This is a genomic window from Pseudomonas sp. SZ40 (assembly GCF_052958135.1).
This window is the reverse complement of sequence record NZ_JBQWIF010000001.1, coordinates 161,479-179,156: the sequence shown is the minus strand read 5'-3', so window position 1 is coordinate 179,156 and position 17,678 is coordinate 161,479. Positions and strand designations below refer to the sequence as shown.

Genomic DNA, 17,678 nt, shown 5'->3' with positions numbered 1-17,678 from the left:
TTGCCACATTGCGAGGCGTGAACGCTGCTGAAACGTCAGTCCCCCTGAACACATCAGGGAACCACGAACTCCACCTCGCCTCGCCCGTTGGCCGCTTCCCAGAGTTGCTCGGCCAGTACATCGGGATCGACCACCGGCATCTCGAAGTCGTCCGGGGCATCGGACTCGCTGCTCTCGACACTCAGGTGGTAGGCACTGCCCTCGATGACCGCAGAGATGGTCACCATGGCGACGTGGATATTTTCCTGCGCCAGCTCGCCATGCAGGGACATCAGGTAGTTGCGTGCCGCTGCCTGGGCCGGCGCGGGCCCGGACATGAACGCGATGCCCTGCGCAGCGGAGCCGCCGAAACCGGCGAGCACGGCACCCTCCCCGTGTTGCCTGAAGTCGGCCAAGACCTCGTTGACCACGGCAACCAGCCCCAGAAAGAGGTAGTCCGTGCGGGTGCGCATCATCTCGACGGTCATTTGCGAAGCGGGCAAAAACGCTTCGGTGGATGCCGGGGCGTAGTAGATGGCGTCGATGCGTCCCAGGGTGGATCTGATCGCTTCGATCAGCGGCGCCACCTCGTTCAACTGGCCAAGGTCGGCAGTGAACGGTAGCGCGGTAATTCCTCTGCCCTGCAGCTCGTCGGCAAGGCTCTCCAGGTTGTTGCGCCGCCGGGCGACAAGCGCAACGGCATAGCCCTCGCGGCCGAAACGCTGCGCGACGGATGCGCCGAGGCCAGAACCAGCACCGAATATCGCGATGACTTTTTTCACGCGTTGCACCATGGTTATCGTTGGTAACCCTGTATAACCGTCATGCTGTCTGGCCCACAAGACGGGTTTTTCCAGTCACGTTGTTACTCCGGAGTAACCATCTGCATGAAGTTCTATGGCGACGAGGCCATTCAGAAGCCCGTGCGAGAGCTGCTCAATCGCGTCGGCGACAGCTGGAGCTCGCTGATACTCTGCGCGCTGGACGAAGGGCCGCTGCGCTTCTCGGCGCTGGCCAGAGCGATACCGCAGATCTCCCGGCGCATGCTTGCCAAGACCCTGCGCAGCCTCGAACAGGACGGCCTGTTAAGCCGAACGGTTTTTCCCACCAAGCCTCCCAGTGTGTCCTATGAACTGACCGCGCTGGGCCAAAGCCTGCTACCCCACCTCGGCGCGCTGGCGCTCTGGGCGCTGGATAATCATGAAAAGGTGCAGGCCGCGAGGGCGCAGTACTTGCCGGAGTAGGCGCACGACAAACAACCGACTGGGCCGGCACGAACCATCCACAGAGGACATCCGATGCTGATCGTATTCAGCGGCCTCCCGGGTACCGGGAAAACCACCGTGGCACGGCGCCTCGTCGAACGGCTGGGTGCGCTGTACCTGCGCATCGACAGCATCGAGCAGGCGATCAGAGAGGCCGAGGTGCTGGCGGCAGACGTGGGGCGCAGCGGCTACCTGGTCGCCAACGAGCTGGCGCTGAGCAACCTGCGCTTCGGCAACCGGGTCGTCGTCGACTGCGTCAATCCGGTCGCCGAGAGCCGCCAGGCGTGGGCCACTATCGCCGCGCAGGCTGGCACTCGCCTGCTCGACGTTCAGGTCATCTGCTCCGACAGAGACGAGCACCGGCGCCGGGTGGAAAGCAGAGCCATCGATATCCCCGGCCTGACCCCACCCACCTGGCAGTCGGTATTGGATCACGACTACGAGCCCTGGCAGGGTGATGCGCTGCTGATAGACACGGCGCTGACCTCCCCTGAGCAGTCGGTGGCGATGATCACCCGCCAGCTCTAGGGCAACCACGAGACAGTCAAGGGCTTCCCATCTGCCCAGCGCGGTTCATCGGTGCCATGGCCTGCACGGCAGGCAGCCTGGCCCGCAGCCCCCTCAGCGTTCAGCAGGCCTGCGCCATGAGGCGATAGCCGATGCCGGGCTCCGTCCGGATCAGGTGGGGGTCGTTCGGTTCGTCGTGCAGCTTCTGGCGCAGCTTGCCGACCACGATGCGCAGGTAGTGGCTGTCTTCGAGATGGCTGGCGCCCCAGACGTCTCGCAGCAGCTGCTGTTGGGTCACCACCCGGCCAGGGTTGCGGGCCAGCAGCTCGAGCACGCTGTACTCCTTGCGGGTCAGGCTGACCTCGCCGGTATTCAGGGTCACGAGCCGTGTCGCCAGGTCGATGCACAGCGGCCCCGCGTGCACCCTAGGCTGTACCACCAGCTCGCCTGGCGAGTGACGCAACAGCGCCCTGACCCGCGCGAGAAACTCCTGAATGCCGAAGGGCTTGGTGACGTAATCATTCGCGCCGCTGTCGAGCAGCCTGACCTTCTGCTCTTCGTCGCTGCGCACCGAGAGCACCAGAACCGGCAGGGTCGACCAGGTGCGCAACGCTTCCAGAACGTCATGGCCATCCATGTCCGGCAGGCCGAGATCGAGGACGATGACATGGGGCGACTGGGTGGCCGCGAGTGCCAGCCCGGCTTCCCCCGTAGCGGCCTCCAGCACCTCCCAGGACTGGGTGGCCAGGCTGATCCTGAGCAGCTTGCGAATCTGCTTTTCATCGTCGATGACCAGAATGCGCGGTCGTTCACTCATGATTGCCATCCCTCTCGACCGCCGGGGCCATGGGCAGGTGCAGAGACAAGGTGGTACCGCGGTTGCCAGGCCCGTCAGACACCTCGACGTGGCCGCCGTGGGCGCCCAGCATGCCCTGACAGATCGCCAGCCCCAGGCCGGTTCCCTTGCCGCCGCGGTCACCTCGCGCTGCTGTGTAGAACATGTCGAAGATCTGCCTGCGCTCGCTCGACGGAATGCCGGGGCCCTGATCGCTGACGGCGAATACCAGCTCCTGAGCGTCGCTGAATACCCTCACCCGGACCTGCCCGCCCTCGGGTGAAAAACGTGCGGCATTCTCCAGAACGTTGACCAGCGCCTGCTCGATGAGCGCGGCGTGTACGTGCAACAGCGGCAGTGCACTGGGGATGTCGACCTGAACGTCCAGCCCGCTCAGCACCTGGCGCAGGCGATTGAGGGCGCTTCTGGCGATATCACTGGGGGCGACCCAGTCTCTGGAAAGCTTCAGGCCACCGTGGCCGAGCCGGGTCATGTCGAGCAGGTTCTGGATGTAGCGATCCAGGCGCTCGGCTTCGTCCCGGGTGCCTTCGAGCAGTTCGATACGATCCGCCGCAGGGATGGCCGCGCCGAGCGTCAGCAGGGTGTCGATGGAGCCGCGCATGGAGGTCAGCGGGGTCCGCAGGTCATGGGAAACGGACGCGAGCAGGGAGCTGCGCAGTTGCTCGGTCTCACCGTGCAGACGGGCTGCCTCCAGCTCCTCGGCCAGCCGTGCACGGGCCAGTGCCTGGGCGATGGGCTGGCACAGCGCGGTGAGTTTGCGGCGCTGCGGGGCCGGGAACACGGAGCCGTCGCGCGGGCGTGCACCGAGCATCGCCAGCGGGCCATCTTCAGCGGTCAACGGGAACCACCACCAGACGCACTCAGGCAGTGTGTCGGTACCGAGGCCGGCAGGCTCGTAATGGCGCCAGGCCCAATCGGCGGCAGCGGCATCGCGTTCGCCAAGGTCCGCTGGCCCGCCCGTCTCCCTCAGCCACGCTTGCCCGGTACCGCGATCGAGGATCTGCACCTCCACTGGCAGGCGCTCCTGCAGATGCTGCTGGGCCGCACTGATGACCGCCTTGCGATCGGTGGCGGCGGCCAGGCGCTGCGACAGCTCCAGCAATGCAATGGTTTCCCCCTGGGTTTCCCGCAGACTCTGCAGTTGACGCCGTTGCCGAGAAGCCAGGTTGCCGCTGAGCGTGGCCATGAACAGAAAGAAGAACAGCGAAAGCACATCCTGCTGGCGATCGATGGTCAGCGAATACAGCGGTTCGATGAAGAACCAGTTGTAGGCGATGAATGACAGCACCGCACAGACGAGGGCCGGGCCGAGGCTGCTGCGCACGGCGACCACCAGAACGGCGGAAAGAAACACCAGGGAAACGTTGGGCAATTCGAGAAACAGGGTCAGCAGCATGGCTGCCAGGGTGGCGCCGAGGCTGACCAGCGCGGCCAGCAGGTAGTGCCTCCAGACGATCTTCGGCGCGGCCGATGGCCGGGCGGTGGGTGCCTTGGCGGCCACATCGAGCACGTTGATTTCCAACCCTTCGCCAAGAGCCAGAAGCCGGCTGCAGAGGTTGCGCCGCCAACCGGGCCGCGGCCTGCCACGGGCGATCAGGATCAGGCTGGCGCGGCGTTCGCGGGCGTGCTCCACCAGGCTTCTCGCCGGTTCGCCACGCAGGGTCACCACCTCGCCACCGAGACGCTCGGCAAGCTGACAGGCTTGCTGCAGGCGTTGTCGCCAGCGGTCATCCACCGCCCGCCCATCGTCCACATGCACCACCGACCACGGCAAGTGGCGGCGGTCGGCAACGCGGCAGGCATGGCGCACCAGAGCCTGGGCGCAGTCATCGCCCTGAATGCCGACCAGCAGCCGCCCCCTGACCGCCGGCAGAACCTCACCGGAGTGCAGCGTGCGCCGATCCAGCTCGGCATCGACCCGCGCCACGGCCGTGTGCATCGCCAACTCACGCAGCGCCGTCAGGTTGGTCTGGCTGAAGAACGCCTCGATGGCGGCTCGCGCCTGGTCCGGCACGTAAACCTTGCCCTCGCGCAAGCGTTCGAGCAGGTCCCTGGGTGGCAGGTCGATAAGCAGAATCTCGTCCGCATCCTGAATGATCCAGTCCGGCACGGTTTCCCGCACCCGCACGCCGGTAATCTCGAAAACCTGATCGTTGAGGCTTTCCAGGTGCTGAACGTTGATGGTCGAGTAGACGTCGATGCCCGCGCAGAGCAACTCCTGAACATCCTGCCAGCGCTTCGCGTGCCGGCTGCCCTGGGCGTTGGTGTGGGCCAGCTCATCCACCAGAGCCAGGGCCGGGCGCGCCTGGAGCAGCCCATCGAGATCGAGCTCGGCCAGGTTCAGGCCACGGTACGCAACCGCGCGCGCCGGCTGCTGGGGAATGCCCGCCTGCAACGCGGCGGTCTCGCTGCGCCCATGGGTCTCGACGATGCCAGCCCGCACATCGACGCCGAGCTCCAGCTGCCTGCGCGCAGCCTGCAACATGGCGTAGGTCTTGCCCACGCCAGGCGCCGCGCCCAGAAAGACCTTCAGCCGGCCGCGCCCCTCCCTGGGAAGGTCGGCCAGCAGCGCGTCCGCTCGCTGGGTGCTGTTCATGGCACCTCGACCTCGGCGCCGAGCCCGGCCAGGGATGCGTTGAGTGCCAGCACGTTCACCAGCGCCGGGCCGATTGGCGAACGCTGCACCATGCTCTCGACCTGCCGTTGCAGTGCCTCCGCGGTGATGCCCCGTGCGGCGGCAACGCGAGGGACCTGATAGAGAACCGCCGCGAGCGGCAGTTGCGGATCGAGGCCGCTGCCGGAGGTGGTCACCAGCGCCAGGGGAACGCGGCGCTGCTCGGTTGCCCCCCAACGGCTGGTATCCGCCGCCACCCGTTCGGCGAGCGCCGGGTTGCTGGGCGACAGGTTGCTCGCGCCGCTGGCCACGGTGGCGAAACCTCCCGCAGACGGGCGCGACTGGAACCACTGCTGCCCGTCGAACTGCTGGGCGATGAGCCAGCTGCCACGCACGGCGCCACTGTCGTCCCGCATCAGGCTGCCGTTGGCCTGGTGGGCGAACAGGCTCTGGGCAATGACGGTGACGAAAACCGGGTAAGCCGCGCCGGTGACCAGCGTCAGCAGGGCAAGCATCGCCACAGCCGGGCGCAGGTGGGAAAACCAGCGATTGGAAACATTCATGTCGTTCATGCGAGAGCCCTCAAACCAGTCCCAGAGCGACCAGCAGCAGGTCGATGAGTTTGATGCCGATGAAGGGCGCGACGATGCCGCCCAGACCATAGATGAGCAGGTTGCGGCGCAGCAGGCTGGCGGCATCCGCGGCCTGCACGTGCACGCCACGCAGGGCCAGCGGAATCAGCACGACGATGATCAGCGCGTTGAACACGATGGCGGACAGAATCGCGCTCTGCGGGCTGTGCAACTGCATGAGATTCAGGGCGCCAAGCTGCGGATGAATGCCTGCGAACAGTGCAGGCAGAATGGCGAAGTACTTGGCGACGTCATTCGCCACCGAGAAGGTGGTCAGCGCACCGCGGGTGACCAGCAACTGTTTGCCGACCTGCACCACGTCCAGCAGTTTGGTGGGGTCGGAGTCCAGGTCCACCAGGTTGGCCGCTTCGCGGGCAGCCTGGGTGCCGTCATTCATGGCCAGCCCGACATCGGCCTGCGCCAGTGCCGGTGCATCGTTGGCGCCGTCACCACACATGGCAACCAGCTTGCCGTCTGCCTGTTCGCTGCGGATGCGCTGCAGTTTCTTCTCTGGCGTGGCTTCCGCGATCACATCGTCGACGCCTGCCTCGGCGGCGATGGCCGCAGCGGTCAGCGGGTTGTCGCCGGTGACCATCACGGTGCGAATGCCCATGCGCCGCAGCTCGGCGAAGCGCTCGCGAATGCCGGGCTTGATCACATCCTTGAGGTGGATGGCGCCCAGCAGCCTGCCGTCGCTCGCCACCAGCAAAGGCGTGCCACCGCTTTGCGCGATCTGCTGCACTTCACGGGCAAGCACCTCGGGCATATCGGCCCGGCTCATGGCCAGCCAGTTCAGCACCGCATCGACGGCGCCCTTGCGGTACTGCATGCCGTTCCAGTTCACCCCCGACAGCCGCGTTTCGGCGCTGAACGGCACCGCCTGCAGATCGGTACGCGCAGGCTCCTGCATCGGATGCAGCGCTCGCAGGTACTCCACCACGGACTTGCCTTCCGGCGTGTCGTCGGCAAGCGAAGCGAGCAGCGCGGCATCCGCCAGCTCCGGCGTGGTGACGCCAGGTGCCTTGAACAAGGCACTGCAGCGGCGATTACCGAAGGTGATGGTGCCGGTCTTGTCCAGCAGCAGCGTGTGCACGTCGCCAGCGGCCTCGACCGCACGCCCGGACTTGGCGATCACGTTCAGGCGTACCAGGCGGTCCATGCCGGCGATGCCGATCGCCGACAGCAACCCGCCAATGGTGGTCGGGATCAGCGTTACCAGCAGGGCCGCCAGGTAGACCAGAGGCAGATCACCACCGGCGTAGCGGGCAAATGGCTGCAGGGTGGCGACCACCAGAAGGAAAATCAGGGTCAGGCCGATCAGCAGAATGTCGAGGGCCACTTCGTTCGGGGTTTTCTGCCGTTTGGCGCCCTCCACCAGGGCGATCATCCGGTCCAGGGTGGACTCGCCCGGGTTCACGGAGATGCGAATCGTCAGGCTGTCCGATACCACCAGGGTGTTGCCGGTCACGGCCGAGCGGTCCCCACCGGACTCACGAATCACCGGGGCCGACTCACCGGTAATGGCCGCCTCGTTGACCGCGGCGACGCCCTCGATCACCTCGCCATCCCCGGGGATCAGCTCACCCGCGTCGACGCGTACCACATCGCCCTTGCGCAGCCGGCTGGCCGGTACCTGCTCGAAGTAGCCGTGCGCCGTCATGTAGCGCGCGGTAAGCCCTTCGCTGCCGGATTTCAGGCTATCGGCGCGGGCTTTGCCGCGCCCTTCTGCCAGCGCCTCCGCGAAGTTGGCGAACAGTACGGTGAACCACAGCCATAAGGCGATCTGCAGGGTGAACCAGGGGCTCACCGCCTGGTTCGGGATGACGCAGAGCACCGTCGTCACCACGGCAGTCAGCTCGACGGTGAGCATCACCGGCGAACGTATCAACTGGCGTGGGTCCAGCTTGATGAAGGCCTGTTTGAATGCCGGCCGCCACAATGCCTGAAGGCTGGTGGCGACAGGAGTGGCGCGCAGCGGCGCCTGACTTTGCACGTTCATGTTCGCTCCGTCTTACAGGGCTGAGCTGAGGTGATCGGCGATGGGGCCGAGCGCCAGCGCTGGTAGAAAGGTGAGGCCGCCAACCAGAAGGATGGTCAGGGTCAGAAGCGTGACGAATAACGGACCATGGGTCGGGAAGCTGTTGGGGCCGGTGGGCGCCTGCTTCTTGGCCGCCAGGCTGCCAGCGATGGCGAGAATCGGCAGGATGTAGCCGAAGCGCCCAAGCAGGATCGCCAACCCGAGCATCAGGTTGTGGAATGGCGTGTTGGCGCTGAAACCACCGAACGCCGATCCGTTGTTGGCCGTGGCCGAGGTGTAGGCATAGAGCGCCTGGCTGAAGCCATGGGGCCCCGGGTTGCTGATCGATGCCATTGGCCCCGGCAGGCTCACGGCCAGGGCCGAGAAAACCAGTACGCCGATGGGCATCACCACCAGGGTCGCGACCAGCAGACGCACTTCCCGGGCATCGAGTTTCTTGCCCAGGTATTCGGGCGTGCGGCCGATCATCAAACCCGCCAGGAACACGGCGATCAGCACGAACAGCAGCATGCCGTAGAGCCCCGCCCCTACTCCACCGAAGATCACCTCGCTGAGCATCATGTTGAGCATCGCGACCATCCCGGCCAGCGGGCTCAGGCTGTCGTGCATGGCGTTGACCGAACCGTTGGAGGCAGCGGTGGTGGCGGCAGCCCAGAGCACGGACGCGGCGACACCGAATCGGCTTTCCTTGCCCTCCAGGGAGCCCGCCTGCTCCACCGGCAAGTGGGCGAATGCCGGGTTGGGCTGGTACTCGGCGTACAGCGCGACGCCCAGGCCCAGCACGAACAGAATCAGCATGCTCGACAGCAGGGCACGGCTCTGCCGCAGGTCCCTGACGTAGTGCCCGAAGGTGAACAGCAAGGCGGCGGGAATCAGCAGAATCGACACCAGTTCGAACAGGTTGCTCCACACGGTCGGGTTCTCGAACGGATGCGCCGAGTTCAGGCCGAAGAAACCACCACCGTTGGTGCCCAGTTGCTTGATGGCGATCTGGCTGGCCGCTGGCCCGAGGGGAATGCTCTGCTCCTGCCCTTGCAAGGTCACGGCGCTGGCGTAGGCATCGAAGGTTTGTGGCACGCCCTGCCAGACCAGAAACAGCGCGAGCACCACGCTCAGGGGCAGCAGTGCATACAGTGTCGCCCTGGTCAGATCGACCCAGAAGTTGCCCAGGCTCTGCGCCGAGCGGCTCCCGATGCCACGTGCCAGCGCCACCAGCACGGCGAGGCCAACGGCGGGGCTGACGAAGTTCTGAACGGTCAGGCCGGCCATCTGGCTCAGGTAGCTCATCGTGGCCTCGCCGCTGTAGGCCTGCCAGTTGGTATTGCCCACGAAGCTCGCGGCGGTATTGAAGGCCAGCGTCCACTCGATACCCGGCATGCCCTGAGGGTTGAGCGGCAACACGCCCTGGGCGACCAGCAGAAGAAACAGAACCAGCAAGCTGACTGCGGAAAAGATCACCACGGCGCCGGCGTACTGCTTCCAGCTGTGGCCTTGCTCCGGGCGAATGCCGGCGCAGCGGTAGATGCACTTTTCCACTGGTTCGAAGAGGGGCCGCAACCAGGTGCGCTGCCCCTCCATGGCCCGGTAGATGAACTTGCCCAGCAAGGGTGCCGGCAACAGCACCAGCGCGAAGAAAGCCAGAAGCAGAAGGAAATCCTGTAGGGACATGACGCTCACTCCTTTCCGGCACGGAGAAGCGCGAACAGCAGATAGACGAAGAGGCCTGCGACCATGAGCAGCGATAGCCCATCGAGAAGGTTCATCTTTCACTCCTTGGATGCGGACCCATTCCGCGGTGTGAAAATTCTCGGTGGGACAGGCGTAAAGAATCGATTCCGAAACCGCTGCCGGGATGTAAAGAATCCGTATTTTTGACGTCGAAAGAATCCTGTTATGGCCGCTGGCGGCTGTCAGGCTGCGCAGAACAATCATCACGCCGTGCAGGTTGCCATCCCGTAACCCTCGAGCTAGAGTGCGCCGGTCACGGTATATCCCGTGACCGGGAGTCGAAACCCGAGTTGTCTGAGGGCACGGATGTGTTCATAGATGCGCGGCAGGTGCTTATTGCGCCGGGCTGCTGCATTTCTATGGCGGACCGTGCGGGGCAGGCTTTTGCCTGGCCGGTTCCCTCGGACGCCGGTATTTCGACCCCCGTACGGTTCGCCACCATTCCCGGGTCGAAACGGCATTGGTGGTGCTTCTAACTGTCCGAGGAGCATAAGGAAAATGCGCCATCCAGCTTTTACGCCAGGGCACCGCCCTGCCTGCACACTGACACCCTTCGCCTCCAGCCAGGAGGTGCGCCATGGCTGAACCACGCAGCCCGGTCATTCGTTTCCCCAGACGGCAAAGCCCCATTCCCAAAATCTGCCCACCACCCCCTCGCGATACCCAGGGTGACGCCGAACTGCGTGCCAGTTTGCTGGCCGACGTATTCGACGAACTGATCCGCAAGAAAGGCGAACACCCCGAGGGCCTGCTAGTGCACGCCGCAGCGCTGTTCGCAAAGGACCTGCTCGAAGAGATGGTGGTGCTCTATCGCCAGGCGCTGTGCGAGGCGCAAGGAGGTAGTGGCCATGCTTAGCGGAGGAGAAAAGACCATCCCCTCTACAACAGCCACTACGGCCTGTCGATCTAGCTGAGCAGTAAGTCACTGCGTTCAAGCTCGGCGATTCAGCAGAGAAAATGAGACGTCAAACAGCGGCAGCGTGCCCTGATATGAGCCGGCGGCCTGGCTCCAGATGCAATGAGGTGCCGTGGTTATGTCTGATCGTTAAATTATCGCTGTCATGGTCGGCAACGACTATGACAGTGATGCTCACAAGAACGTGGGCGGTTGGACTCTCTTCCAGGCAAGGCGCGGAACCCTAGACCGCGGAGCGCTCATAGATACGGGCAGCAAGGGCTGTTGAATCTAGAGCTGAAAATGCCCTGTGAAAACGATCTTTCTGTTAAGAGAAATGCCATGCCCCCAGCGTTACCAGGCAGTCCGACGGGCCCCATTGGCCCCGGGCCTGCTCACTTGCCATCAGCAACGAAACAACGAAAGTCAACTTCCAGAGAACACTCATAGATATCCCTGATGAAATCCTGCATCTGATGTGAGCTCATGTTCTCAGCCATGGACGCTCGGTCGACCCAGTACGTGCTCAATATCCACTCGGGCGACCTTGAAAATCTCCGCGTATACAAGCAATTCAGACATCCTGCCGCACGTGAAAGAACAGCAGCCCCCATGGCTAATTGATCTTCGACTTTCTTCGAGTCCACTTCCCTGGCTCTGATCTTTACAGTCGTCACGGCTTCAATGGTCATGGCATCATCTCCTTAGCATTAGCACGGCATATCGAGATAAATGGTTCGACATAGGGCGATCGCGAACAGACGCCCAACTTGGCAAGAACTTCGAGTTCCTCAAGACAAACAACCAGCGAGTGATCCTTATCTTCCAGCAACGCGTTAGGGCGACACGGGTAAAACAAACATTGGAGTGGCGAGTTTCAACTCTGCGTCGCCGGATTCAACAGGCAGGGGTGTATACGAGGGGATCCGCTCACAATTGGGCGGCCCCGATAACAGAGAGCGCGGAAATCGAAGCCAGCGAGCTTTAGCTGAATTCGGGATCCATCGCCTCTTTCGTGCCGACGTGACCAACCGCCAAGGTGAAGCCAAAGGTATTGATCCCATCCTGGCTGCTGGCGAACACTTCGCCGCTGTGCATGGTGGCCACGGCCTTCACTATCGACAGCCCCAGCCCATGGTGCGTATCACTTCTGGAACGTGAGCAGTCCACCCGATAAAACCGCTCGAACAGACGCTTCAAGTGCTCCTCAGCTATTGGCTCTCCATGGTTGGCGACGGCAACGACGGCCATGTTGACCTGCATCCGTATGGAAACCGTTACCGTAGTGCCAGGAGTCGCATGCCTGGCGCTATTGTCCAGAAGGTTGGCCAGCGAACGATGGAACAGCCGGCGGTCGATGCACGCGCTGCCATCGCCCTTGATGACGACCACATTCCTGTTTTCCTGGAAGAGAGGCTCCACGTATTCGACGGTCTTGTACGCCTCCTCACTCAAGGAGACTTCCTTGAGCTGCGTTGCGTGTTCCCCGGACTGCGCGTGAGAGAGAAAAAGCATATCGTTGACGATAGAGGTCATTCTCTCGAGTTCTTCCAGATTGGACTCCAGCAACTCCACGAGCTCATGGGTCTCTCGCTCGCGCGAGAGGGCCAATTGCGTTTGGCCGATGAGATTGGTTAGCGGCGTTCTCAATTCGTGAGCGACATCGGCATTGAAACTTTCCAGTTGCATCCACGCGATCTCCTGCCGTTCGAGGACGCCATTGAACGAAGCAGCCAGGTTCTTCAATTCCTGAGGAAGAATGGATGCATCCAACCGCTGCCCATACTTTCCTGGCGCGAGGCGCTGCGCTTGATCACTGAGACTGCTGACCGGTCGCATTCCGATTTTGGAAATGAAGTAACCTAACAAAGCGACCAATACAACACCGAAGACACTGATGAACAGAAGCGCACGGGTGAACTCGCTCAACGTCCCCATATACGGGGTTGAATCTATTGCGACAACGAACCTGAGCGCAGGGCGATCGCCACGAGCCGGGATATCCGAGATCAGCAGGTAAAGCGCGCAGGACTCCTCGCGTAGACCTGGCACCTGACTGAAACCGCCTGGCAGAGCGGCTAAATCAACATCGGCAACTGGCATGCCGCCCACTCGGTATGACGAGTCTTCACTCAATATCCAGTATTGAACCCGCCCGCCTTCCGCGGCAGACAAGTCGGTCACCTTAGTCGCGATGGCCTGCCAGCCATCATGATTGGTGCGAGCACTTATCCAGGGCTTCATGAGCGACTCCCTGAACAACAGCTCGTTATGCATCTGACTCTGCAGCGACTGGTGAAGCGACATTCGCAAGGAAATACCGAACACCGACGCGATCAATACGGAGGCAACGGCAAACATCAAAGCCAGGCGGCCAGATACTGAGTTCTTGATCATCGGATATAACTCTAAGCGGACTGACGCTCTGGACGTACTTCGAGAACATAACCCATGCCTCGAACGGTATGCAGCAGCTTCATTTCATAGGGAGAATCAACCTTGGCTCTGAGCCGTTTTATTGCAACTTCGACGACGTTTGCATCGCTGTCGAAGTTCATGTCCCAGATCTGCTCCGCAATCATCATTTTCGAGAGAATCTGCCCTTGATGCCTGGCCAGAAGACTCAACAAGGAAAACTCCTTGGCTGTCAGTTCCAGGCGCTCGCCCGCCCGCGATACTTTCCTCGCCAATAGATCAAGATGCAGATCATGTATCTGCAACTGGGTAATATCGGCCCCGTCGCTCGGCCGTCGACGCAGTAGGGCCTGGATACGTGCAACGAGTTCTATCAGGGAAAATGGTTTAGGCAGATAGTCGTCCGCACCATGTCTCAGGCCTTTCACTCGTTCGTCCACCGAGCCTCGCGCAGACAACATCAGGACGGGAGTCTGCTTGCTCATGCGTAGACTTTCGAGAACGCTGTAACCATCCATACCGGGAAGCATTACATCCAGAACGACTGCATCGTAGTCATATTCGAGTGCAAGGTGCAGGCCTACAGTTCCCGAGGACGCAACGTCAACGGTAAAGCCCAGTTCACTGAACGCTCTATTTATATACGAGGACGTTTTTTCCTCATCTTCGACCAGCAGTAGCCTCATGTATCTCACCCGTCTGGCCTAGGCCAATATGTCTGCATTCATCATACGATTGGCGACCAACAGAACGCTGACGCCTGGCTGACATTTCTGTCAGAAACCAACTAAATCCTTCCTGACAAAAATGTTATTCACTGGTCATGCAAGTGACAGCGGATCATTTCTACTCTGATATCCAGCCAGGCATTTCTCATCTGGCAGACCTGACTTTAATAACTTCCTCCGATAATGAGAGACCGCATATGAAAACCATCGCAATCGCTTTTGTCGCTCTGCTCCCTTTCACTGTCGCAATGGCTGAAAATCGCGCTACGCACAATCATTCCAGCGACAACCAGTACCGATATGGCATGAACCTGAACATAGCCAGGGTTATTTCCATTACTGACACGGCCAAGACTTGCGGTCTCGTACCGGTGACCATGAACTATGAGGATGACCAGGGAGATCGTCATAGCCTGCGTTACAATCAACTCAACGCGGGCCCTGGGTGTCCAGACAATTGAGTCGAACACGTCGTGTCGATAAGCGCTGACTTTTCGCCTCAACCTTTTAAATCCTCCGGATTGACTTGCGCTCACTCGGATGATGTTTGCAAGGCCGCTGTTGAACTCCAGCCCAGGCAAAGGACTGCCATCAGCCATCTCCACTGGTCAGGTTTCAGCTAACTGGCCCAAGTCGTCACGCCGATGACCTCCGGGCGGCCATTTGCAGAGCGCTACCCGGCATCAGCAGCCCAAAATGCGCCTGCAAGCGCTCCACGATATCCGCGCCCATCGCTACGGCCCGCGCCCACAGGCCGTTAGCAGATGCTGGATCACGACCACTCGCCTAGGCAAGGCAATTCGCTCGCGCCAAAACCGGCCGAGCTCACTGGGCTGCCAGGACGGTACATGGCATGCCTCACAAGCCCACTCGGCTACCATTGGTCGTGGACCGGAAAACAGAAAATTGGCGGTAGATCATTGCCGGTGGGATACTTCTCGGCCTCCCGCTAGAGGACGCACGACGATGCGTACATTCCTTTCCCGCTTCAGCGAACGCGCGCTGGACGTCATGTCCGCCGGCGCTCCCGTCGAGCCGCTGCTCAGAGAGTTCGCGGTATCGCTGCAGGCGGAGCTCCCCGGTACGGTGATCGGCATCAACGTGCTGGACAAACCTGGGAATACGTTTCGTCTGTCGGTCTTCCCCGGCCTGCCGCTGGAGTTCAGCAACAGCCTGGTCAACAACCGCATTACCGGTAAGCGAGGCTCTTGCGGCATGGCCATAATGACCGGCCGTATCGTCGAAGTGCCCGAGGTGGCGAGCGACGAGCGGTTCTCGGCCGAGTGGAAGGAGCTGTTTCGCCAACATGGCCTCGAGGCCATGCTTTCCATACCCGCGATGAGCATCGAGGGCCTGGTGCAAGGCAGCCTCGCCGTCATCCATCCGCTGGGGTCGCCACCCAACCCGGATCAGCGGGCCTTCCTGCAACTGGCGTCAGCATTGTGCGCCAAGATCTGCATCTACAGCCGCACCCAGGAGTCCACGCAGATCCTGATCGGCGAGATGGACCATCGAATGAGAAATCTCTTCGCGACCATCGGCGGTGTGGCCATCATGACGATGAGGGGCCACCCGGAACCTCGGCAATTCCGAAAGGTGCTCGATGAACGGCTGGTGATGATGCAGCGCGCTCATTCCCTGGCGATGGATGCCCAGGAAGTGGAGCTCTCCACGCTACTGCGCAACGTGCTTTCGCCCTACTGCGCGGACTACGACATTCTGTTTTCCGGCCCCCCTATCGTGCTTGCGGGTGAAGCCGCATCGGCCTTGGCGCTGGTGATCCACGAGCTGGCGACCAATGCAGCCAAATATGGCGCCTTGTCGCAGCCTGGCGGAGTGCTGCACGTGCGCTGGGCGACGGAGCATGGCATGGCGGGCGCTACCTTCACGCTCAACTGGGCGGAAAGCAACGGACCTGCCGTGAAGCCGCCTTCGCGCAAGGGCTACGGGACGACCATGATCACCGGCAGCCTGCGCAACGCCTTCGACGGCGCCGCCGAGTTGTCTTACGAGGCGTCAGGTTTCACCTGCAGGATCACGGCACCACTGACCAGCAGGCTGGGTCAGGAGAAAGAGCTGGAGAGCCTGGCGCTCTGAGCTCTGTCAGCGTTCGACGCAATGCTCCACGGCGTCGTACAGCACGTCCAGCTTCCAGGGTTTGGGAATGAAGACCGAGTTTTCCGGCATCTGCTGGGCCGTTACCTGCATATGGCCGGATGTCAGTATCACCGGCAACTCGGGCCAGCGAACCCAGACGATTTCAGCCAGCTCCCAGCCGTCCAGATGCCCAGGCATGCGAATGTCGCTCAGCAACAGGTCCACGGCCTTGTGCTCCAGGTGTCCCAGAGCCTCGTCAGCCGATGCACACTGAATCACGTCCAGGCTCAACGGAGAGATCAGCTCGACGAGAAGATCACGAAGGATCTGTTCATCCTCGGCGAGCAGTACGGTGAAGGTCATGTGCTTGGCCCGTTTTTATTCGATAGAAATTAGGGTACGCATGCAGCGGGACGTCTCATAAAGTGGACGGGTGGTCACCCGCCGCGAATCGGGCCACGGGGCCGCTGCGCTGGGACGTGCAGGCAGTCATCGATCCGCCCGGTGGTCACGGGTTTAGCCTGAACCTCGTGCCCCTGCCCTGCTCAGATTCGATGAGGCCAACTCTTTGGCCTCATTCGAGGTACACCGCCATGAAAGTTATCAATCTGAAAGATGGCACGGCTCATTATCAGGGCAACCCGGGCTACGCCGCCCCCAAGGCGTTCGCAGACGGCTCCCGCCAGCAATGGCAGCTGCAGGCGGTAGCTCAGACGCATATGCAGATGCAGCGCCCGGGGGAAGAGCTTGGCGACGACGAGGATGAAGAGCTGGACCCCGGCACCGGTACCGAAAGCGAGCCCACCTCGCTGCCGGACGAGGCCCCCGCAGTGGAGCCTGAAGACTTCGACGGCAATAGGTCCGAGCTGGATATAAAGCGAGCTCAGGCTTCAAGCAGGCCGATGTAACGCAGGCGAGTCAGTAGAGAGCCCGGCCCGGTTGCCGGGCTTTTTCATTCATGGCCGGCGGCAAGTGAGTATTCGCATGAAAACCGTCAGGCGTTCGCATCGGCCGTCGCCATTCAGCCGCACGCAAAACCGACAGGCTTTCGCATGGTTCGTCACTAGGGGCTTCGGCCTCTGCAGTGCTTCACCCAGTATGCGCACAGCGCCAAGCAGGCGTTCAGAACTGACTCTAAAATCGACTAGCCGTTAGCGGCCCCTCATGATCGGCTGCTCTTGGCCGGTTTCTGCCTGTGGCCGACCGGCTGGATTCGGCTCACCAGCACAGCGCAGGCGCTGGCAGCGCAAATGATGAAGCCATAGGGAAAAGCCGAGCCGGTAATACCAGCAAGATTCATCTGGCAGTGGACGCCCATGGCTTACCCATCGAGTTTGAAATCACGGGAGGCCAAATCAATGACTGTACTCAGGCACCCGCATTGATTTCCAAACTCCCGGCGGCAGAAACCATCGTTGCGGATAAGGGCTATGACAGCGAGAGAATCCGAGAGCAGGTTGAGCGACAAGGGGCAAAGGCCGTGATCCCGAGCAAGCGTAACTCTGTGAAAGGCAACGCGGATCTGGACAGAGGTCTGTACCGAAATCGCCACCTGGTGGAAAACGCCTTCGCCCGGCTGAAGCACTGCCGGGCGGTGGCCTCTCGATTCGACAAGCTCAAGAGAAATTACGAGAGCGCGGTGGCCATGGCCTGTGCCTTTTTATGGTTGCCCATGTAACGGCAGCAGGCCCTGGCATGCAGTGCGGGGCATGGCCTTCAGTTTGTTCTTCGCCCAGCGGCGCGAGGCGCAGTGCGTAGCGTTTCGATTGGCGCGTGATATCGAATGGGCACAGCGCTCTGCTGACGAACGCGCCACCAACATTGACCAGGCATTGCTGGTGCGCGCCGGCATCAGTGCGACGCCTTCGAAGACTCGACTTCGAGAAAAGCGGCCACCGACCTTGAGGCCTTTGGCGATCTTGCA

The 17,678-nt window shown here is 61.9% G+C and carries 17 protein-coding genes and 2 pseudogenes; 7 read left to right on the top strand and 12 right to left on the bottom strand.

Annotation, left to right across the window (positions count from 1 at the left end):
* Positions 1-53 precede the first annotated feature (53 nt).
* Complete coding sequence (locus ACT9T4_RS00815; RefSeq protein ID WP_042551853.1) at positions 54-761, bottom strand: SDR family NAD(P)-dependent oxidoreductase; 708 nt, start codon at positions 759-761, stop codon at positions 54-56.
* Between the two features lie 105 nt (positions 762-866).
* Here ACT9T4_RS00815 and ACT9T4_RS00810 point away from each other — a divergent pair, with 105 nt between their 5' ends.
* Together ACT9T4_RS00810 and ACT9T4_RS00805 are read left to right on the top strand one after the other, a co-directional pair.
* Positions 867-1,223 (top strand): winged helix-turn-helix transcriptional regulator, encoded by a 357-nt coding sequence (locus tag ACT9T4_RS00810; RefSeq protein WP_042551740.1) that lies wholly within the window; start codon positions 867-869, stop codon positions 1,221-1,223.
* Between the two features lie 54 nt (positions 1,224-1,277).
* Positions 1,278-1,772, top strand: a complete 495-nt coding sequence (locus ACT9T4_RS00805) for a P-loop nucleotide/nucleoside kinase family protein (protein ID WP_042551741.1) — start codon at positions 1,278-1,280, stop codon at positions 1,770-1,772.
* A gap of 100 nt (positions 1,773-1,872) precedes the next feature.
* Here ACT9T4_RS00805 and ACT9T4_RS00800 read toward each other — a convergent pair whose 3' ends face one another.
* Genes ACT9T4_RS00800 through kdpF form a run of 6 tightly spaced genes read right to left on the bottom strand, consistent with a single transcriptional unit; the run spans position 1,873 to position 9,654 of the window.
* On the bottom strand, positions 1,873-2,568 hold the full coding sequence (locus ACT9T4_RS00800) for a response regulator (RefSeq protein WP_179538869.1): 696 nt from the start codon (positions 2,566-2,568) through the stop codon (positions 1,873-1,875).
* Positions 2,561-5,203, bottom strand: coding sequence for a DUF4118 domain-containing protein (locus ACT9T4_RS00795; RefSeq protein WP_042551743.1), 2,643 nt, complete (start codon positions 5,201-5,203; stop codon positions 2,561-2,563). Before ACT9T4_RS00795 ends, ACT9T4_RS00800 begins: the two co-directional genes overlap by 8 nt.
* Entirely contained in the window at positions 5,200-5,793 is a 594-nt protein-coding gene (gene kdpC, locus ACT9T4_RS00790) for a potassium-transporting ATPase subunit KdpC (protein WP_231570098.1), read from the bottom strand. The genes ACT9T4_RS00795 and kdpC overlap by 4 nt, the downstream gene beginning before the upstream one ends.
* 10 nt (positions 5,794-5,803) lie before the next feature.
* The gene (gene kdpB / locus ACT9T4_RS00785) at positions 5,804-7,852 is read right to left on the bottom strand and encodes a potassium-transporting ATPase subunit KdpB (protein ID WP_042551744.1); all 2,049 of its coding nucleotides are present in this window, start codon (positions 7,850-7,852) and stop codon (positions 5,804-5,806) included.
* Between the two features lie 12 nt (positions 7,853-7,864).
* Positions 7,865-9,559, bottom strand: a complete 1,695-nt coding sequence (gene kdpA, locus ACT9T4_RS00780; RefSeq protein WP_042551745.1) for a potassium-transporting ATPase subunit KdpA — start codon at positions 9,557-9,559, stop codon at positions 7,865-7,867.
* Positions 9,560-9,564: 5 nt separating this feature from the next.
* Entirely contained in the window at positions 9,565-9,654 is a 90-nt protein-coding gene (gene kdpF / locus ACT9T4_RS00775; protein ID WP_082045652.1) for a K(+)-transporting ATPase subunit F, read from the bottom strand.
* 542 nt (positions 9,655-10,196) lie between these two features.
* Here kdpF and ACT9T4_RS00770 point away from each other — a divergent pair.
* Positions 10,197-10,475: a hypothetical protein gene (locus ACT9T4_RS00770; RefSeq protein ID WP_499115038.1), complete on the top strand. Its 279-nt coding sequence runs from the start codon at positions 10,197-10,199 to the stop codon at positions 10,473-10,475.
* Positions 10,476-10,909: 434 nt separating this feature from the next.
* Here ACT9T4_RS00770 and ACT9T4_RS00765 read toward each other — a convergent pair whose 3' ends face one another.
* The 3 genes from ACT9T4_RS00765 to ACT9T4_RS00755 form a co-directional block, all read right to left on the bottom strand.
* Positions 10,910-11,206 (bottom strand): antibiotic biosynthesis monooxygenase, encoded by a 297-nt coding sequence (locus tag ACT9T4_RS00765; RefSeq protein WP_042551747.1) that lies wholly within the window; start codon positions 11,204-11,206, stop codon positions 10,910-10,912.
* 292 nt (positions 11,207-11,498) lie between these two features.
* A complete protein-coding gene (locus ACT9T4_RS00760) occupies positions 11,499-12,911 on the bottom strand; it encodes a heavy metal sensor histidine kinase (RefSeq protein WP_499115037.1) in 1,413 nt (470 codons plus the stop codon).
* An 11-nt stretch (positions 12,912-12,922) separates the two neighbouring features.
* Positions 12,923-13,615 carry a heavy metal response regulator transcription factor gene (locus tag ACT9T4_RS00755; RefSeq protein WP_499115036.1) on the bottom strand — a complete coding sequence of 231 codons (693 nt, stop codon included), beginning with the start codon at positions 13,613-13,615 and terminating at the stop codon, positions 12,923-12,925.
* A gap of 239 nt (positions 13,616-13,854) precedes the next feature.
* Between ACT9T4_RS00755 and ACT9T4_RS00750 the strand changes: the two genes are divergently transcribed.
* Both ACT9T4_RS00750 and ACT9T4_RS00745 read left to right on the top strand, forming a co-directional pair.
* Entirely contained in the window at positions 13,855-14,118 is a 264-nt protein-coding gene (locus ACT9T4_RS00750) for a DUF2790 domain-containing protein (protein WP_499115035.1), read from the top strand.
* A 505-nt stretch (positions 14,119-14,623) separates the two neighbouring features.
* Positions 14,624-15,754, top strand: a complete 1,131-nt coding sequence (locus ACT9T4_RS00745; protein ID WP_042551751.1) for an HWE histidine kinase domain-containing protein — start codon at positions 14,624-14,626, stop codon at positions 15,752-15,754.
* A gap of 6 nt (positions 15,755-15,760) precedes the next feature.
* Here the strand turns inward: ACT9T4_RS00745 and ACT9T4_RS00740 are convergent, their stop codons facing one another.
* Complete coding sequence (locus ACT9T4_RS00740; protein ID WP_042551752.1) at positions 15,761-16,117, bottom strand: response regulator; 357 nt, start codon at positions 16,115-16,117, stop codon at positions 15,761-15,763.
* Between the two features lie 230 nt (positions 16,118-16,347).
* On the opposite strand from ACT9T4_RS00740, the gene ACT9T4_RS00735 reads away from it, so the two are divergent.
* Together ACT9T4_RS00735 and ACT9T4_RS00730 are read left to right on the top strand one after the other, a co-directional pair.
* Positions 16,348-16,662: a hypothetical protein gene (locus ACT9T4_RS00735; protein WP_499115034.1), complete on the top strand. Its 315-nt coding sequence runs from the start codon at positions 16,348-16,350 to the stop codon at positions 16,660-16,662.
* Between the two features lie 308 nt (positions 16,663-16,970).
* Positions 16,971-17,432 (top strand): annotated as a pseudogene (locus ACT9T4_RS00730) (IS5 family transposase); the annotation flags it as partial.
* Positions 17,433-17,457: 25 nt separating this feature from the next.
* Here ACT9T4_RS00730 and ACT9T4_RS00725 read toward each other — a convergent pair.
* Positions 17,458-17,678, bottom strand: a pseudogene (locus tag ACT9T4_RS00725) (helix-turn-helix domain-containing protein); the annotation flags it as partial.

Excerpts from the sequence above, each read along its gene's own strand:
- ACT9T4_RS00810 (WP_042551740.1), top strand. The coding sequence starts at position 867 with ATGAAGTTCTATGGCGACGAGGCCATTCAGAAGCCCGTGCGAGAGCTG.
- ACT9T4_RS00805 (WP_042551741.1), top strand. The coding sequence starts at position 1,278 with ATGCTGATCGTATTCAGCGGCCTCCCGGGTACCGGGAAAACCACCGTG.
- ACT9T4_RS00800 (WP_179538869.1), bottom strand. The coding sequence starts at position 2,568 with ATGAGTGAACGACCGCGCATTCTGGTCATCGACGATGAAAAGCAGATT.
- ACT9T4_RS00795 (WP_042551743.1), bottom strand. The coding sequence starts at position 5,203 with ATGAACAGCACCCAGCGAGCGGACGCGCTGCTGGCCGACCTTCCCAGG.
- kdpC (WP_231570098.1), bottom strand. The coding sequence starts at position 5,793 with ATGAACGACATGAATGTTTCCAATCGCTGGTTTTCCCACCTGCGCCCG.
- kdpB (WP_042551744.1), bottom strand. The coding sequence starts at position 7,852 with ATGAACGTGCAAAGTCAGGCGCCGCTGCGCGCCACTCCTGTCGCCACC.
- kdpA (WP_042551745.1), bottom strand. The coding sequence starts at position 9,559 with ATGTCCCTACAGGATTTCCTTCTGCTTCTGGCTTTCTTCGCGCTGGTG.
- kdpF (WP_082045652.1), bottom strand. The coding sequence starts at position 9,654 with ATGAACCTTCTCGATGGGCTATCGCTGCTCATGGTCGCAGGCCTCTTC.
- ACT9T4_RS00770 (WP_499115038.1), top strand. The coding sequence starts at position 10,197 with ATGGCTGAACCACGCAGCCCGGTCATTCGTTTCCCCAGACGGCAAAGC.
- ACT9T4_RS00765 (WP_042551747.1), bottom strand. The coding sequence starts at position 11,206 with ATGACCATTGAAGCCGTGACGACTGTAAAGATCAGAGCCAGGGAAGTG.
- ACT9T4_RS00760 (WP_499115037.1), bottom strand. The coding sequence starts at position 12,911 with ATGATCAAGAACTCAGTATCTGGCCGCCTGGCTTTGATGTTTGCCGTT.
- ACT9T4_RS00755 (WP_499115036.1), bottom strand. The coding sequence starts at position 13,615 with ATGAGGCTACTGCTGGTCGAAGATGAGGAAAAAACGTCCTCGTATATA.
- ACT9T4_RS00750 (WP_499115035.1), top strand. The coding sequence starts at position 13,855 with ATGAAAACCATCGCAATCGCTTTTGTCGCTCTGCTCCCTTTCACTGTC.
- ACT9T4_RS00745 (WP_042551751.1), top strand. The coding sequence starts at position 14,624 with ATGCGTACATTCCTTTCCCGCTTCAGCGAACGCGCGCTGGACGTCATG.
- ACT9T4_RS00740 (WP_042551752.1), bottom strand. The coding sequence starts at position 16,117 with ATGACCTTCACCGTACTGCTCGCCGAGGATGAACAGATCCTTCGTGAT.
- ACT9T4_RS00735 (WP_499115034.1), top strand. The coding sequence starts at position 16,348 with ATGAAAGTTATCAATCTGAAAGATGGCACGGCTCATTATCAGGGCAAC.